The 17,419-nt window shown below is 71.5% G+C and carries 8 protein-coding genes and 1 tRNA gene; 2 read left to right on the forward strand and 7 right to left on the reverse strand.

Annotated elements, in window-relative coordinates; translation table 11 throughout:
- Positions 1-165: 165 nt before the first annotated feature.
- Entirely contained in the window at positions 166-969 is an 804-nt protein-coding gene (locus tag WME85_RS08495) for a phosphate/phosphite/phosphonate ABC transporter substrate-binding protein (RefSeq protein WP_437836891.1), read from the forward strand.
- A 34-nt stretch (positions 970-1,003) separates the two neighbouring features.
- On the opposite strand, the gene WME85_RS08500 is transcribed toward WME85_RS08495, so the two are convergent.
- The 4 genes from WME85_RS08500 to WME85_RS08515 all read right to left on the reverse strand — a co-directional run bounded on the left by WME85_RS08500 (position 1,004) and on the right by WME85_RS08515 (position 10,516).
- A complete protein-coding gene (locus WME85_RS08500; protein ID WP_437836893.1) occupies positions 1,004-5,503 on the reverse strand; it encodes a translocation/assembly module TamB domain-containing protein in 4,500 nt (1,499 codons plus the stop codon).
- A gap of 34 nt (positions 5,504-5,537) precedes the next feature.
- Positions 5,538-6,671, reverse strand: a complete 1,134-nt coding sequence (locus WME85_RS08505; RefSeq protein WP_437836895.1) for an endonuclease/exonuclease/phosphatase family protein — start codon at positions 6,669-6,671, stop codon at positions 5,538-5,540.
- Between the two features lie 117 nt (positions 6,672-6,788).
- Positions 6,789-8,462: an energy-dependent translational throttle protein EttA gene (ettA, locus tag WME85_RS08510; protein WP_437836897.1), complete on the reverse strand. Its 1,674-nt coding sequence runs from the start codon at positions 8,460-8,462 to the stop codon at positions 6,789-6,791.
- A 320-nt stretch (positions 8,463-8,782) separates the two neighbouring features.
- Positions 8,783-10,516, reverse strand: a complete 1,734-nt coding sequence (locus WME85_RS08515; protein ID WP_437836899.1) for a lipopolysaccharide biosynthesis protein — start codon at positions 10,514-10,516, stop codon at positions 8,783-8,785.
- Between the two features lie 125 nt (positions 10,517-10,641).
- Here WME85_RS08515 and WME85_RS08520 point away from each other — a divergent pair.
- Positions 10,642-10,717, forward strand: a tRNA-Asn gene (locus WME85_RS08520).
- Between the two features lie 168 nt (positions 10,718-10,885).
- On the opposite strand, the gene WME85_RS08525 is transcribed toward WME85_RS08520, so the two are convergent.
- The 3 genes from WME85_RS08525 to WME85_RS08535 are packed head-to-tail and all read right to left on the reverse strand — an operon-like array spanning position 10,886 to position 17,419.
- Positions 10,886-13,660: a DEAD/DEAH box helicase gene (locus tag WME85_RS08525; RefSeq protein WP_437836901.1), complete on the reverse strand. Its 2,775-nt coding sequence runs from the start codon at positions 13,658-13,660 to the stop codon at positions 10,886-10,888.
- A 7-nt stretch (positions 13,661-13,667) separates the two neighbouring features.
- On the reverse strand, positions 13,668-14,189 hold the full coding sequence (locus WME85_RS08530; RefSeq protein ID WP_437836903.1) for a hypothetical protein: 522 nt from the start codon (positions 14,187-14,189) through the stop codon (positions 13,668-13,670).
- Positions 14,186-17,419 (reverse strand): DUF1156 domain-containing protein, encoded by a 3,234-nt coding sequence (locus WME85_RS08535; RefSeq protein WP_437836904.1) that lies wholly within the window; start codon positions 17,417-17,419, stop codon positions 14,186-14,188. Before WME85_RS08535 ends, WME85_RS08530 begins: the two co-directional genes overlap by 4 nt.

The following is a 17,419-nucleotide window of genomic DNA, read 5'->3' on the forward strand; positions in this document are numbered from 1 at the left end:
CTGGCGCGCCGCCGCGGCGTTCGCGCGCCGACACGCGCGGCGTCGGCTCCAGGCCCGGGCGCGGCCCGGCCGGACCGGATCGCGCTTCGGGGCGTCGATGTGCGAGACGCGGGGCTCTCGGCGGGCGGACCTCGTGCTAGCGTCGCCGCCCGTGCGAGGCACCGGATGAAGGACCTGGCGATGCTTGTCGGCGCCGTGGCGCACGACGCCAAGGTGGTCACGCTGTGGGAGAGCCTGCGCGAGCACTTCCGCGAGCATGGAATCCTGATTGATTTCGCGCTGTTCTCCACCTACGAGCGCCAGGTGGAGTCGCTGGTTCGCGGGCACATCGACGTGGCCTGGGACAGCGCCACCGCGCACGTGCGGGTCAAGCGGCAGACCGAGGGCCGCTCCCGCTCGCTGGCGATGCGCGAGATCGACCGCGACTTCCACAGCAAGCTCCTCGTCCGCCGCGACGCCGCGGTCGGGGCGCTGAGCGACCTCGAGGGCAAGGTGCTCGCGGTGGGGAGCGCCGACTCGGCGCACGCGCGCATCCTGCCGCTGCACTTCCTCCGGCAGGCGGGGGTGGCGGTGGAGAAGATCCAGCTCCTGCCGTTCGAGGTGGACGTCGGCAAGCACGGGGACACCGCGACGAGCGAGGTCCAGGCGCTCGCGGCGCTGCACGACGGCAAGGCGCAGGCGGCGGCGGTCGGGGACGCCGTGTGGCTCGCCGAGCAGGCGAACGGCCACATCGACCTCCGCCGGGTCGACGTCCTCTGGACCACGCCGGCCTACGACTTCGCGATGTTCGACGCGATGCCGTCGCTGCCCGAGGCCAAGGCCGAGGCGTTCCAGCGCGTGCTGCTCGGCATGACCTGGAAGAACCCGAAGCACCGGCGCATCTTCGAGCTCATGGGCCACAAGCAGTGGGTCGCCGGCCGCGACGACCGCTACAGCGCCCTCGACGCGGCCCTCGCCGCTCCTACCTGAGCGCCGCGGGCGCCGCGCCGCCGGCCTCCGCCCGCTACTCGAACTCGAGCCGCCACCGGAGGTCGGCGCCCACGTTGCCGACGGGCGAGCTCGAGGCGTCGTTCGCGTTGTCGTAGGAGCCCTGCAAGCTCATGCGGTCGCTGAGCTTCACCTCGACGCCCGCGCGCACCTGGCTGCCCTGCGAGAGGCCCGTCGTGACGTTGGCGCGGACCGCGTCCGTGATGCGCTTGCCCAGGGTCACCGTCGGCTCCGGGGCGCCGTTCCTGGACGAGTAGCCGGTGCCGAAGCGGAACTCGTCGATGATGGGGACGATGTTCTTCACCGCCTTGTCGGCGCCCGTCAGCGACGAGAGCGCCTCGAGGCCCATCGTCTCGCCGAGCGACGAGACGACGCCCTGGTTGAGCTCGGCGCGCGTCACGCCGAGCGTGAGGAGCAGGACGATGTCCTCCTGGCTGAGCGGCGGATCGCTCGTGAGGTTGAGCCGGAGGTTGTCGGCGTCGCCCTGGGCGTGCAGCTTGATGCGCCACTGCCCGCTCGAGTTCGCGCCGGCGCCGAGCCCAGCGCTCGCCGGCGCCACCGGCTCCGCGCTCCCGGACGCGTCCGCCGCGCCGCTGCTCGCCACCGACGTGTAGCGGCGGTACTCGCTCTCCGCGCGCACGTCGACCTTGGGCGCGATGCGGAACGGATCGTCGAAGCGGACGTAGCCCTCCCGGACCTCGAACTCGGTGCTCCGCAGCATCAGCTTCGAGTCGGGCAGGATGCGCAGCGAGCCGCGCGCGCCGAAGCGCTGGTTCGTGCCGGAAAGCTGGAGCCCGGTCGGCGAGACCTCGAGCCGCATGTCCGCGAGATCGTTCGAGAAGCGGAGCGGGTTGGGCGACAGGACCGTGACGTCGAACCGGGCCACGTCGGCCGCCGGGTCGTAGGTCTGCACCGCCGTGCGCTGGCGGCCCGTGAGGTCGCCGAGATCGACGGCCATGAGGATCGGGCGCGTGTAGCTGAACGACGTGAGGGTGACCGTGCCCATCACGAGCGGCAGGTTCTTCTCCCCCGCCTCCTCGTCCTCGACGCCGGGCCGGAAGGTCGCGTTGAGGTTCGCGTTCGCGGTGAGGTTCACCCCCTCCGCGACCGGCAGCTTCACGCCGGTCGCCACGATCGAGGCCGTCGCCGTGCCGAGCGCCAGGCCGCGCACCGGCATCTGCCCGACCGCCGTCACCGTGCCCGTGCCGACCCGCGCGGTCGCCTTCGTGAGGCGCACCTGGTCGCCGCCGATCGCGATCTCGACGTCGATGTCGTCGAGCGACACAGGCAGGCCCACGACGTCGAGCTCCCCCTCCTTGAGCGTCGCCGAGCCCGAGTAGCGCAGCCCCGCGAGCGGCCCGGTCACCTGCACCTCGGCCTGCACCGTGCCCCGCGCGTGCCGGATCTGCGGGATGTCGGCGCTGAGCCGCGACAGGTTCGTCGGGCTGACCCGGATCGCGAGGTCGAGATCCGGCGCGGTGAACACCCGCTTGACCTCGCCCGACGCGGTGAACGCGGCGGACAGGCGCGAGGCGGTGTGCGCCTCGAGGTGGAGCTCCGGCACCTTCACCGTGTTGCCCGCGAGGTGGATCGGCCCGGTCGGGCTCTTGAGGGTCAGCCCCTGGCCCTCGCGCTCCAGCCTGAGCGCGTCGACGGTGAGCGTGAGCGCCGCCTGCCGCGGGTCCGCGAGCGGGAGCCGCGCCACGTCGAGCGACGCGGTCAGCGTGCCCTTCGGCGGCGCCGCCGAGAACGCGACGCCCGGGATGAGGTTCGCGAGCGTCCCGAGGTCGAGCGCGTCGACGCGCACCTTGCCGTCCACGATCTTGCGCTGCTGGCGCGTGACGCGGAGCCCCTGGAGCGCGATCTGGCCGCCGAACAGCGACCCGTTGGCCACGAACGACCCGTCGGGGAGGTCGCGCTCGAACTCCGCCGGGTCGAACGGCGCGCCCTGCGGGTTGCCGCAGATCGGCGTCCTCCCGAGGATCTTCGGCTGCCTGTCGGTGGGCACGATCGTGAGCTCGACGCGCGAGGGCGGCAGGCTCGCGTGCGTGCGGCGGATGCCGACGCGCGAGACGTGAACGTCCGCGAACCCGGACATCCTGCTCACCGTGCCGCCGAGGTTGGCGACCCCCGAGACCGAGCCGTCGAACAGCGACGCCGCCGCGCCGAGCGCGTCCACCCGCGCGAGGGGCAGGCCGCTCGCGATGACGCTCCCCTTGAGCGCGCCGCCGTGCCCCACGGACACGCTCGCCAGCACCGAGCCCGTGCCCTTGCGCAGCGACGCCGAGCGGACGTCGAGCCGCATGCCGTCGGCGCCGGCGGCCTGGTCGTCCCAGATCAGGTTGAGGTCGACCTCGCCCTCGTCGAAGCGCTCCTCGAGGAGCTCCACGCCGGTGAGGCGCATCCCGGCGCTCACGGCGAGGTAGCCGCCGCCGCAGCGGTCCTCCGGGCCGCCGAGCGCGAAGTGGGCCCGCGCCGTCCCGCTCGCGGTCGCCTTGTAGGCGGCGAACCGCGGGTCCTTGTCCATGCGGAGGATCTCGAGCAGGTCGCGCGCGGCGAGGTGCGGCGCCTCGCGCGTGTCGACGGTCGCGTCCACGACGACGACCCCCGACGCGCTGTCGAGCGGGCGCCCCTTCGGCAGGTTGCCCGCCGGGTCGAAGTCGATCTTGATCGAGGGGACGCGGACGCGGCTCGCCCCGTGCCGGACGCGCGCGTTCTCGAGCGTCAGGGCGAGCGGCTCGAACGCGACCGGCGACGGCTCGAGGTCGCCGATGGGGAAGCCGGTGAAGACGAACTTCTCGATGCCGACCTCGCCCGTGAGCTTCGGGTGCGCGTAGGAGCCGTGCATCGACGCCTTCATCGTGGCGACGCCGGCGAGCTCGAGATCGGCGAGCGGCGAGACCTCGGCGAGGTCCACCCGCGAGCCCGGGTGGACCTCGACCCCGAGCTGGTCGTTGAAGCCGAGCGAGACGGTGGTCCTGAGGTGCGAGACCGGCGTGTCGACCGAGAAGCCCGCGAGCACGACGGCGTTCGGGCGCACCTGGAACGAGCCGCGGAGCGCGGCCTCCCTGACGCCCATGAGGCGCTTCCGGGCCGGGTCCTTCGTCGGGTGGTCGAAGATCTCGAAGCCGCGCGACTGGACGGCGAGCGGGCCCTCGAGCGAGAGCGGGGACAGGGTGCCGCCGAAGTGGTCGAACCGGCCCTCGCGCAGCGTCCAGGCGACGTGCGCCTGGGGGTGCACGCCGAGGTCGCGGAGCAGGCCGGGCAGCTCGACGTTGGCGAGGTCGATCGGGCCCGCCTGGAGCGGCATGCCCTTCTCGAACGGCTTGAGCTCCGCGCTCGCGATCTTCAGCGTGCCGTCGGCCCAGGCGACGTCGGCGTTCGAGAGCTGCACGGCGTCGGCGGTCGTCGAGACCTCGCCCGAGAGCCGCGTCACGAAGACCCTGCCGTCGAGGCCCGGCTGGTCGAGCAGGAGGGTGCCCTTGACGCGGGGGAGCGCGAGCCCGAACGGCGCGGCCGCCGCGTCGTACTCGGCGGCGACGTCGAGCGAGACGGCGCCGGAAGCGGGCGGCAGGTTCACGAAGCGGTGCACGACCGGCACCGGCAGGCGCGCCCGCACGCGGCCCTCGATCCGGTGCGGCATGCCGCCGCCGAGGCCGACGGCGCGCAGGGCGCCGAGCTCGAGCTCGACGCGGCGCCAGTCGCCGGCCGGGAGGTCGCACGGCGGCGTGGTGCCAGGGTCCGGGTCGAAGTCGGCGGCGCCCTCGAGGATGAGCCGGCGGACGAGCGCGCGATCGGGCTCGACGCGGACGCGCGTGTCGAAGCGGCAGACGACGTCCTCGTCGACGCTGTCCTCCTCGGCCTCGCGGCCGGGCGCGGCGTGCGTGTGGACGACCGAGACGAGGCCGGAGCGCATCGCGATCTCGAAGGCGTCGGACGGCTCGGCGGAGACGTCGACGTCGACCTCGCGGGCCTGGACGCGGACGTTGTCGATCGTGAGGTCGAGCCGCGCGTCGGTGATCGCCACGGACGAGAGCGGCGCGCGGTCGAGCTTGCCCTTGTCGCCGCTGCTCTCGCCGGCGCTCGGGAGCTTGAGGTTCCGGAGCTCCCCGTCCTTCACGACGGCGCGGACGCGGGGGCCGGTGATCTCGACGTCGCCGGCGTCGATGTGCCCCGCGAGCAGCGAGAAGAGGCGCGGGCGGATCGCGACGCGCTCCAGCTCGAGGAACGGCGCGCCGCCGTCCGAGGAGTCGACGACGAGGCGGTTCAGGCCGACCATCAGGGGCCAGGCCTGCACGCGCACGTCGTAGCGGGCGGTGATGCCGAGCTCGCGCTGGAGCAGCGCGGCCGTCTCGCGCGCGGCCCAGGCCCGCACCGTCTCGGTCCGCACGAGGAAGCCGACCGCGAGCGGGATCGCCCCGATCACCGCGAACACGGCGCACAGCAGGCGCACGGCGACGCGCCCCCAGTCCCTGCGGGCTCTCGGCGGGGAGCCCTTTCTCCTCGTGCCGTGCATCGGGGCGCAGCTTAGCTGAACCGCGCTCGAACGCTTACGTGGGCGGGGTGACCCGGTACACGGAAAAGACCGGCGCGTGATCGCTGGCTTCGTCGACCGACGGCCAGTGCGGGATCTGGACCGAGCCCGGGTCGAGCATGCCCCGGAGCAGCGGGTTGGCCATCTGGTGGTCGATGAGCTCTAGCTGTCCGCGAAAGTCGTACGTCCACCGGTCCGCGGGCGGGACGGCGGCCGCGACGTCCTCGAACACCGCCCTGCCGGCGCCGGCGACGGCCTGGAAGGGGGGCGAGCCGGGCAGGTCGTTGAAGTCGCCGAGCACGGCGATCGCGGCGGCGGGGTGCTTGGCGGCGAGGGCGTCGGCGATGGCGCGGGTGCGCTGGGCCTCGGCGAGGCGCCGGTCCGGGTCGTCGGGCGCCGCCTTGGACTTGAAGTGGACCCCGAGCAGGATGACCTCGCGGCCGGCCCGGGTGAGGTGGAGCTCCAGGCAGTCGCGCGTGAACGTATAGACAGGTCCCTGCGTCCCGCGGAGCGTGAAGCGGTCGTCCCGGTGCGACACGACCTTGTCGAACGGGATCTTCGAGATCGCGCCGACGTCGATGCCGCGCGGGTCGTACGCCTCGACGAGGGCGGCGTGCGGGTACGCGCCGCCGAGCTCCGTGCGGTTCAGGTCCTCGAGCACGTCGAGGTTCTCGACCTCCTGGAGCACGGCGACGTCGGGGGCGAGCGCCGCGATCACCGCCGCGACCGCCTCGCGCTTCTCGCGGTAGCGCGCGGGGCTGAGCACGAGCTCATCGACGACGTCGCTGTCCTCCTGGTCGTTGAAGAAATCCTTGGTGTTCCACGTGACGACGGAGAGCGGCGCGGCCTCCGGCGGGGGGTCGCCCGCGCTGGCGCCGCCGTCCGAGCCGCCGGCGCCGGGGCCGCCCGCGCCGGGGCCGGCCGCGGCGTGACCGCCGGCGCCGCTCGCGGCGTGACCGCCGGCGCCGCTCGCGTCGCCGGAGCCGCCCGCGCCGCCGTCACCCGCAGCGCCGCCGCGCCCGCTCGACGAGGCGACGTCGAAAGGCGAGCGGGTCTCGGCCGCGTCACGGCAGCCGGCCGCGGTCAGGAGGGCGAGCGCGCCCGCCGCCGCGGCGGCGATGAGCCCAGCGCAGGGGGAGCTCCGGAACATGGATGGGGAAGAGCTAATGCCGGCGCCGGCGTCCCACCAGACCGGAAACGTGCTCCGTGAGTGGAACGTGGCTGACCGGGGTGTCGAGCGCCGCCGGGCGCGGCCGGCGGCGCCGCGTCAGCCCGCGGTGAGCTTGCGGTAGCGGATCTTGCGGGGCTCGGCGGCGTCGGCGCCGAGGCGGCGCTTCAGGTCGGCCTCGTAGTCGGCGTAGTTGCCCTCGAACCAGACGACCTTGCTGTCGCCCTCGAACGCCAGGATGTGCGTCGCGATCCGGTCGAGGAACCACCGATCGTGGCTGATGACCACGGCGCAGCCGGCGAAGTTGAGCAGCGCCTCCTCGAGCGAGCGGAGGGTGTCGACGTCGAGGTCGTTGGTCGGCTCGTCGAGCAGGAGGACGTTGCCGCCGCGGCGGAGCAGCTTGGCGAGGTGGAGGCGGTTGCGCTCGCCGCCGGAGAGGTCGCGGACCTTCTTCTGCTGGTCGCTGCCGGCGAAGTTGAAGCTCGCGACGTAGGCGCGCGAGTTGACCTCGCGCTTGCCGACGAGCAGCCGGTCCTCGCCGCCGGAGATCTCCTGCCAGACGTTGTTGTTCGGGTTGAGCGCGTCGCGCGACTGGTCGACGTACGCGAGCTCCACGGTCTCGCCGATCCGGAGCGCGCCGCCGTCGGGCTTCTCCTGGCCCATGATCATGCGGAAGAGCGTGGTCTTGCCGGCGCCGTTCGGCCCGATGACGCCGACGATGCCGCCGCGCGGGAGCGAGAAGGTGAGGTCGTCGACGAGGACGCGGTCGCCGTAGCCCTTGCGGAGGTGCTCGGCCTCGACGACCACGTTCCCGAGCCGGTTGCCCGCGGGGATGTGGATCTCGTTCTCCTCGACCTTCTTCGACCTGTCCTCGGCGAGCAGCGACTCGTAGGCGGCGAGGCGGGCCTTGCTCTTGGCCTGGCGGGCGCGCGGCGCCATGCGCACCCACTCGAGCTCGCGCTCGAGGGTGCGCTTGCGCGCGCTCTCCTGCTTCTGCTCGAGCTCGAGGCGCTTCTTCTTCTGCTCGAGCCAGCCGGTGTAGTTGCCCTCGTACGGGATGCCGGCGCCGCGATCGAGCTCGAGGATCCAGCCGGCGACGTTGTCGAGGAAGTAGCGGTCGTGGGTGACGGCGACGACGGTGCCCGGGTAATCGTGGAGGAAGCGCTCGAGCCAGGCGACGCTCTCGGCGTCGAGGTGGTTGGTCGGCTCGTCGAGGAGCAGGATGTCGGGCTTCTCGAGGAGGAGCCGGCAGAGGGCGACGCGCCGGCGCTCGCCGCCGGAGAGCTTGGTGACGTCGGCGTCGGGCGGGGGCAGCCGGAGGGCGTCCATGGCGCGCTCGACGACGCGGTCGATCTCCCAGCCGTTGGCGGCCTCGATCTTGTCCTGGAGCGCGGCGTACTCCTCGAGGAGCGCCTCCATGTCGGGGGGCGATTCGCCGAGCTTGGCGCCGATCTCCTCGAAGCGCTGGACCAGGGAGCGGACGTCGTGGACGGCCATCTCGACGTGCTCGAGGACGGTCTTGCCCGCCTCGAGCTGCGGCTCCTGGGCGAGGTAGCCGATGCGGATGCCGTCGGCGGGCCTGGCCTCGCCGAGGTACTCCTTGTCGACGCCCGCCATGATGCGGAGCAGGGTGCTCTTGCCGGCGCCGTTCGAGCCGAGGACGCCGATCTTGGCGCCCGGGTAGAAGGAGAGCCACAGGCCCTTCAGCACCTCCTTGTTCGGGGGGTGCACCTTCCGGACGTCCTGCATCGTGAAGATGAATTGAGGAGCCACGGTATCTCCTGCGTGGGCGATCCGGCGCGCGGCGGGTGGGGATGGAGGCGCGCCGCCCGATCGACCGAGCGTCGACCGGGCGGGCCCCGGCCGCTGGCCGGATCAGGGAGACCGGCGTATGCGAGATTGCCGGCTGTCGGTCAAGAGGCGTCGACGGCAGGCGGCGGGGCGGCGGTGGCGGGCGGTCGCGGGGGCGCCTGAGGGGGTGAGAGGATCGGGCGCGGGAGCGATAGGGGCGGGCGCGGGAGCGATAGGGGCGGGCGCGGGAGCGATAGGGGCGGGCGCGGGAGCGATAGGATCGCCGGCGGACGCCGGTCAGCTCACGCCCGGCTACTGCCGCGGCCGAACGCCTGCCGGAGGATGGCCAGGTCCTCCCGGCCGACCTCGCGCGTCGCGACGAGGAGCGCGACGTAGACGAGGGCCACGAAGATCGCCTCGCCGAGCACGGCGACCTTGCCGAGCCACGGCAGCCGCGCGCCGACAGCGACCGCGACGGCGAGCGCGAGGCCCACGCGGAGCGCCGTCCGCGCGGGGACGAAGCCGCCGGCGGCGCGGTGGAGCAGGAAGCCGGAGACGACCGCGGCGGTGGCCAGCGCGACCGAGGTGGCGACCGCGGAGCTCACCAGCATGTCGGGGCCGAAGGCGGCGCGCGGGACGAAGAGGGAGCAGCCGACCGCGACGAGGAAGACGGTGGCGGCGGTGAGCGCGGCCGCGGTGCGCTCCCGGCGGAGGCTGGTGAGCGCGGCCGAGGCGACGCCGAGCACGGCGAACGCGCCCATGCCGAGCGAGAGAATGCGGAGCGCGCCGCCGCCGCGGCTCCAGATCTCGACCGGGAAGGCGAAGCGCAGCACGTGCGGGGCGAGGCCCGAGATGGGGGCGCAGAGCAGGCCGGTGAGCAGGAACGAGAGGCGGACGCCGGTCATGGCGTAGCGGCGCACGGCGGCGCGGTCCTGCTCGGCGTGCGCGCGGGCGAGCATCGGGAAGAGGATGAACGTGACGGACAGGAGCAGCTGGTAGGGGAGGAACGCGAAGAGCTGCGCGCCGCGGTAGACGCCGATGAGGTCGTCGGCGGCCCTGGCGCCGAGCGCGAGGTGGTTGGTGGCCTGGCCGAGGAAGCGGCGCAGGAGGAAGAAGTCGGTCTGGAGCAGGAGGTTCAGGAAGGTCTGGGAGACGGCGAGCGGCAGGAGGAAGACGAGGTGCTCGCGGATCGAGGGCCCGGCGCCGCCGCGGCGGCCGAGGCCGGTCCGGGTGAGCGCGAGCGGGACGATGATGGCGGCGGCGGTGACGAAGCCGGCGATCGCGCCGAGGACGCCGCTCTGGCCGGCGCGGAGGAAGAGGAGGGCGCCGGCGGCGATGCTGGCGGTGCGGAGCGCGCCGTAGCCGACGTCGAAGGCCGCCTGGGTGAGGAACCGCCGCTGGCCGTTGAGCGCGCCGACGAGCGGGGCGTAGAGGCCGTAGAGGAGGACGACGGCGGCGGCGAGCCGCAGCGGGCCGGCGACGTGCGGCGCCTCGGAGAAGGAGGCGATCGCGCCGGCGAGGAGCGCGAAGGCCGAGGAGACGGCCACGGCGAGGACGGCGTGCAGGGCGAGGGTGCGGCGGAAGGCCTCGGCGACGTCGCGCTCGGCGACGCTGGAGACGGCGCGCGAGACGCCCTGGATGCCTGTCGCGACGACGACGTTGTTGACGACGCCGACCCCGGCGAGGACGACGGAGACCTCGCCGTAGCCGTCGGTGCCGAGCAGCCGGGGGAGGATGAGCTGCTGGACGAAGCCGAAGACGATGAAGGAGACCTTGGCGCCCGCGATGGCGAGGCCGCCGCGGCCGGCGGAGCGGGCGGCGGAGGGGGAGGGGGCGGCGGCGGCCGAGGAAGGCGCGGCAGGGACCGGAGGGGGCGCGGCAGGGGCGGGGGCGGCCTGCGCCGCGTCCGGAGGGGCCTGCGAGGGGTCCGGAGGGGCGGACGGCGGTGCGAGGGGCTCGGCGGCGCGCGACACGGCGGCGTTGTCGCAGAAGCACGCCAGGCGGGCAATCTCGCGGGGGCGGGCGAGGGGGAGCACGCCGGGGGAGCCGGACGGGGGAAGGGACCGGGCGGGCTCACACGCGCGTCACCAAAGTGAAGCGGCGTGCGGATTCGCTTGACGGGAAGAGCCGGCTGGCTATTCTCGCGCCGTCTCCAACGCATTCCAGCTTAGCTCAGTTGGTAGAGCAGGCGGCTGTTAACCGCCGGGTCGCTGGTTCGAGTCCAGCAGCTGGAGCCATTCACGCGAGGTCGCGAGAGCGCGGCCCAGACGTCGTAACAGCGACCTCGGAGAGCGATCTCCGGGGTCGTTGTGCTTCTCCACCAGGTTTCCGCGAGCTTCGACGCCAGGCGAGCACGACGCGTCGCACGGATCGTGAGATGGTTATCATGCTTGGGGTCGCTGCCATCATGCATTGCCCCCGCTCACCTCGACCCAGCCGATCAGCTTCGCCGCGTAGCTGACGCCCTCGGGCACGATCTCGCGGTGCTGCAACTCGCGCTCGAGCATCGGCTCGATCTTGGTGCGGAGGAGCGCCTTCCGGGCTGAAGACGTCGTGTCGTTGACGTGGCCCGGACGCGCGAAGACGCCCGCGCCCAGGCGCTCGAGGCGCGCGTTGCGCCTGCCGTCGTCGCTGACGCCGAGGGGCAGCACGCAGGCGCGGTGCTCGCCTGAAGGGCCCCGCGTCTCGACGAGCCACCATGTCAGAACGCCCGGGCCTTCGGCGCCCGACACCGCGACGCCGAGGGTCTCGGGTGACGTCGCCTGCCAGCGCTTGATGGCTTCCTGCACGAGCGGGTGGTCGAGGCCGAGAAGGTCGAGATCGGGACGCGCGCGCGCCGCCTCGCGGTCCAGCGTGAAGCGGCATACCGCCTTCTGCTCGGCGCCGTTGACGACGTAGGTGCCGTCGTCCTGCGCCTCGACACGACGCCCCTCGGCGGCCAGCGACGCGCGCAGGAACTCCAGCACGCGCTCGAGGCCGGGCTTCACGTCGGCGAATGGCTTGTAGTCGTCGAGCGAGAAGCCATCGAGATCCTGGAACAGCTCGAAGACCACCTTGCGCGCCTCCGAGGCGTTGGAAAGCGCGGCCTCGAGCTCCTCCCTCGTGCGACGCAGCTCGGGATCGCCGAGGGCCTCCCGGTAGAGCCGGTCGTACGTGAGCCGCTCGGAGAGCTGCCCGAGCACCTGGCTGCGCAGGTCCTCGGCGACGTTCCCGTGCTCATCCACCTTGCCGAGCGTCCTGGCGATCTCCTGGAGCTTCTCGTCGAGCAGCAGGAAGATGCGGCCCTCGATCGTGTCCGAGAGGACCAGGTTGTAGACCTGCGCAGTGTGCTTCTGGCCGTAGCGATGGATGCGCCCGATGCGCTGCTCCACGTCCATCGGGTTCCACGGCAAGTCGAAGTTGAAGAGGACGCGCGCGAACTGGAGGTTGATCCCCTCGCGCCCTGCGGCTGTGCATACGAGCACGCGTGGTCCGTCGGCCTTCTTGAACTTCCGCTCGGCGGCCAGCTTGGCGCCGTGATCTCCACCCCGAAGGACGACGACGCCCTGGCCAGGATAGGCCCTCTCGATCTCGCGACCGACGAGATCCACCGTGCCGAGGTACGTCGCGAAGATGACGACCTTTTCGGTCGGATCTTGCTCCCACAGCGCGCCGAGCCCACGGAGCAGCTTCTCGACCTTCGTCTCCCTTCGCTCCGGGAAGATGCGCAGCAGCTCGCCGATGCGTAGGCGCTCCTCGGGCAGCGCGAGGCTCACCGCCATGATCGCGGCGTCCTCGCCGCCTGCGGCCGCGAACTCGCCGGCCCGGGCGTCGGAGGCAAGCTCGAGCTCCTCCTCGTTCAGCTTCTTGAGCAGCTTCGCGCGCAGATCGGCGAGGATGGCCTCGACCTGGCCACGGCCGAGCGCGTCGCGCGCGACCTCGAGCTCGTCGTGAATCAGCTCGCGCGCCTCTTCGAGCAGGCGCTGGCGCGCGTCGATGTCCAGCTCCTGATCCTTGATGACCGCCTCGTGCAGCGTGAGCATCAGGACGCGCCGGCGGAGCGTGCGTCGAACCGCAGCGAAGCTCGACGCCGCGATCTTCTGGAATATCGTCATCACGAAGCCGAGCGCGCGGCCCTGGTTCCCCTGCCGCTGCGCGAGGGCGAAGCCGTCTTCGAGGTACTCCTTGAGCGCCGCATAGAACGTGCGCTCCTCCTCGACCATCGTGAACGACTCGGTATGGACCCAGCGCCGGGCGAAGAGCGGCGAGCCGTCGGGACGACAGGCGTCCGCCTTGGTCCTGCGGAAGACCACCGAGTTGAGGCGATGCCGGTTGTCGACCATGTCCTCCGGGCTCTTGAAGAGCGTCGGATTCAGGAGCTGGACGAGCATCCAGAACCGGAAATGGTCACCCTGGTGCGGCGTCGCCGAGAGCAGCACGAGATCGCGCGCGTGCCCCTTCAACGCCTCTGCGAGCTTGTAGTTCTCGGTCTTTGTGACCTTCTTGCCGTTGCGGAAGGCGGTCAGATGGTGCGCCTCGTCGAACACGACGAGGTCCCACGGAGGGGCTTCGAGCAGCCGCTTGACGCGGGCCGGGCGCTTGAGCGTGTCGGTGCTCGCGATGAGGCGGTCGTGCTTGGCGAAGGCGTTGGACTTGCGGTCGGTGACGTCGCCCTCGCTGCCGAACACCTCGAAGTCGAGGCGGAAGACCTCGTTCATCTCGCGGTGCCAGTTGTTCACGAGGCCCGCTGGGACCACCATCAGCGCGCGGCTCAGCTCTCCCCGGCTGGCCAGCTCGCGCAGGAGCAGCGCCGCCTCGATGGTCTTGCCGAGCCCCACCTCGTCGGCGACGAGGTAGCGGCGCGGCGACGCCGTCGCGAGGCGATGGGTCAGCACGATCTGGTGCGGCAGCAGGTCGATCGGCGCCGCGGTCAGCGCGGCCGCGCTTTCCATGAGGGGCAGCGCGTGCGCTTCGTACTCGAGCCACGCCCCGCGACGCCGTTCGTCGCCACCGGCGACGGAGCTGATGACCCGGTCCGTACGCGAGAGGAACGGCTGGACGGCCGTGACCGCGACGAGGCGCTCACCCCCCGCGAAGAACGCGCGCACGTAGCCGTTGCGCTCGGCGTCGACGACGACGCCTTCGCCGTGCTCGGCGTGGCTGACGCGCTGTCCGGGGTTGAACGCGACGGCCTCGCTCACTCGCTCCTCACGAGATCCTCGGGTGGTGCAGGCCGACGTACGCGTCGCCGTCGAGGTCCGGAGCCTTCTCCTCGGAGACGAGGATGCGGGCGACGTCCGCCTCCGCGCCGCCCCACAGGCAGCGGCCGAGGGGCAACCGCGCGCCGCCACGACCGGCGCCGATCTTCCAGAAGTACTCCTCGTCAGCGAGGTCCATCCCGATGCGCGTGCGGCCCGAGGCGAGCCAGAGGATGAGCGCGGCCTGCCCCTCGTAGTGCTCCTGGAAGCTGAGCACCGCCGACTTCAAGTCGGTCTCGAGCCACGTCACGGCGTCCTGCTCCGAGAGCGAGTCGAGGCAGCCATCGAGCCCGGCGACGACCAGGGCGTTGCCCTCGGAGCCGGGCAGGTCGTCGGGCCACGCCTTCCGCAGCGCGAAGAAGCCGCGCATCGAGACCACGGCGGCCGGCGCGGTGATGCCGGTGAGGACGCGCGGCTCCCACAGAAGCGAGAAGCCGCGGCGAGTCCACCCTCGCTGGCTCTGGACCTTCATGCCGCCCCCTGGTCTTCGAAGAAGAGCGCCATCTGCTGGTGCTGCTTCTCGTGCTTCGAGCGCCACGAGCGCAGGATGGTCTGCGCGCGCGACGAGGCGTTGCGGATCTCGGAGGTCGCTCCGCGCGTCGAGAACCACTCCAGGATGGCGCCGAGCGCCGGGTGCGGCTTGAAGTTGCCGTTCGACAGCGTGTCGGTCGCGTTGATGCCGCTGTTCTCGAAGCACGCGCCGATGAGAAACGCGGCCTGGTCGTAGTCGCTCGTCATGCCGCGACGGTGCTTGCCCTGCCACGCGCGCGCGACGTCGAGGGGCGACGTGAGGTGGTACGTCTTCTTGTCCTCAGAGCACCAGCCGCGCGCCTCGAAGTCCGGCGGCGCGATGCCCGTGCCGCGCAGGAACTTCTGCATCTGGTCGCGAGGCAGCGCCTCCACGCCGTCGAAGAGGCGAAGGAACTGCCGCGTGAACGGCTCGGCGGTGACCGGCGGCGGATCCTTGATGCCACCGCTCTCCTCGTCGAGAAGCTGGTTGATGCCGACGAGGGCTTCGAGCACCGTCATCGAGCGGCCATCGTCGACGAGGACCTTGCCGTAGTGCCGCGAGTAGTACTCGAGGGCCTTGCCGCGGCGGATGACCCGGATGTCCGCCTCGGGCAAGCCGGCTTTCTGGTGATGCTCGAGCGTGCTCTTCAGGGCGCGCACGTCCTGCAAGACTTGCCTGCGCATCTTCGCCCAGCTCACCGGGGTGGGCTGCTCCGTTCGCTTTCGGCAAACGTGGATGATGTCGTACTCGATCTTCTGCGAGCCGAACTGTCCGTCCCCCTTCGTCTCGTCGCTGCGAATCGGGTAGGTCGTCTCGAGGTAGAAGCCCGCTTCGAAGAGGCTCTCGAGCACCGACACCCAGGGGGCATCTTCACTGTGGTGGAAGGTGAAGGCGAGCATTCCACCCGGCTTCAGGATCCGGTGCGCCTCGGCCCAGCTGGCGGTGAGGAGACGCTTGTAGTGCGCGTCCGGATCCTCGGGTTGACGCGCCTTGTTCGAGACTGCCTCGAGCGTCTTGGGTGTGCTGCTCGCGGAGAAGAGCGATGGATAGCGATCGCGCAGGACGAGCCGCAGCCACGAGTAAAAGAAGTCGGAGAGCTCGGCGTACTGGATGAGGTCGCCGAACGGGGGGTCCGTGATCACAAGGTCCATCGTTGCGTCGGAGATCCCCTCGAGCTCGGTGGCCGACCCGCATCGGAGCTCCACGTCGTCCAGCACTGCGTCCCCAGGGCCGACCTTCTCGCTCTTGCCGGAGACAACCTCCCGGAGCGATGGCGCCGAGTCACAGAGATATTCGTTGCTGACGATCTCCCAGGGCGCGTCGGACCACTCGAGCGTCTCCAGGACCGATTCCCCGCAGGTCTGCCAGTTCCCACGTCCGAGCTGCGGGAACACACAGTTCTCCACGGTGGTCGCCTTGGGACGAAAGTTGTTCTTGCTGAAGTGAGGCTCGAGCGTGTCGCGCTGCGGGTTCCAGATCGTGAACATGCACTGATTGCGCAAGTACTGCTGGAAGGCGGCGAGCAGGGACTCTCGCACCTCCCACCGATGCTTCGCGCCGCCGGCGTGGTGAATCGCCTTGAGCAGCAGCGCATGAACAAGCAACTGGCGCGGGTTGAACATCGTCCACCAGTGCGTGTAGCCGTGGTGACGTACGGACCAGAAGTCTGCCTCGAGCCCGTACGGGAGCTGCTCGCGCGGCCAGTAGCCCGCCAGGTCTGTGTCCTTTCGAGCGGCCCACTCGCGCTCCGCAGCCTCGAGGATGCGGGCGTCTTCGGCCGGGAGGAAGTAGCGCCCGCCGTACGCGACGCCATCACGGTCGCGCTTCGGGCTGTACGCTTGAATGGCGTAGGGCGCGACCGGCCCCGTCTTGCCCGACGCCTTCACGGTCGTGAGGATGTCCTGCACGGCGCCGCACGCGCCGCACGCATAGCTCGCCTTCTTCGGGACGGTGCTCGTCGACGTGCTGAACGTGACGCCGGTGGCCGGGCACGTCACCTCGTCGGGGAGCGCCCCCCGAACCTCGACGAGGCGCAGCCTGGTCGCGCGAGCGTGGTACCAGCGAGCGGACGCCTCGGCGTCGTCGGTGGCGCTGCCGCCGTAGGGCCGACCCTCCTCGTCCTTGGAGCCTTCGCCTTGAAGCCACTGCGGGTGGACGAGCAGCGAGAGCGAGACCTTCTTCTTCGTGGCCTTGCCCAGCGAAGGGAACGAATCCTCCGCGCCGCACGACGGGCACACCACGGCACCGCCGTTCTTCGCGAGGACCGCGAACGGCGCTTCATCCTTGGCCAGGACCAGCGGAACGTCAGGCGCCATCCGCGCCTCGGAGTCCTCGACGTCGAAGGAGGCCTCGCACTTCTTGCACCTGTGCGCCCACGCCTTGATCGAGAGTTCCTTGACCGCGAGGACCGGCGACGACATCACGGGCGTTCGGTGCCCGCAGCCGGTGACCTGACACGGCCCGTGCTTCGCCCAGAACACGTAGATGATCTCCGGCCCCTCGTACTTGTAGCCCTTCCGCTCCTCCGGCCCGAGCGCGAGGGGATCGAAGGTCTCGTCCATGACCTCCCCGTCCGAGAGCCGCGTCCACGTGCCTCGCTCGCCGTGGGGACCGTTGCACGCGTAGAACGGCATGATCTGCGGCTTCGCTTCGGCCTCGATGTCGGCGAGCAGCGCCTCGACCTCGGCCTTCTTCACGTCGGCGAGCTCGGTCTTGACGACGAACCACGCGACGGGGTTCAGGTCGTTGCCGAACATCTGCATGCCGAGGCGGCTGCCTTCGACGACGGTGGTGCCACCGCCCATGAAGATGTCAGCGACCTTGAGGTTCGCGAACGAGCGCTTCTTCTGGTGGTTCGCGTAGTAGACGTCCCACACGGCCTTCGCCGCCTGCGACGTGTCCTCGGGCGCCTTCATCGACGCCGAGAGCAGGAGCGAGCGGAACACGCTCGAGCGACGGCGCGCCCACCACTTCGACATCTGGTAGATGGGCTTCCCCGCGTTGCCCTCGATCGCCGCGACCTGGTTCACGGGGAGGATCGGAAAGTCCACCTCGAGGCAGGTCTTCGGCCGGTTGGGATCGTTGAAGTCGACCGTCTCGACCTGCGCTGCGCGGCCTGCGCCGACGGCGTCGGCGACCGCTCTCGCCACGCGCTGGGCCTTCGTCGTTCCGCTGCTGCTCGCTCTGGCCAT

This window comes from Sorangium sp. So ce1153 (assembly GCF_051521595.1).
Classification (GTDB): Bacteria; Myxococcota_A; Polyangia; order Polyangiales; family Polyangiaceae; genus Sorangium.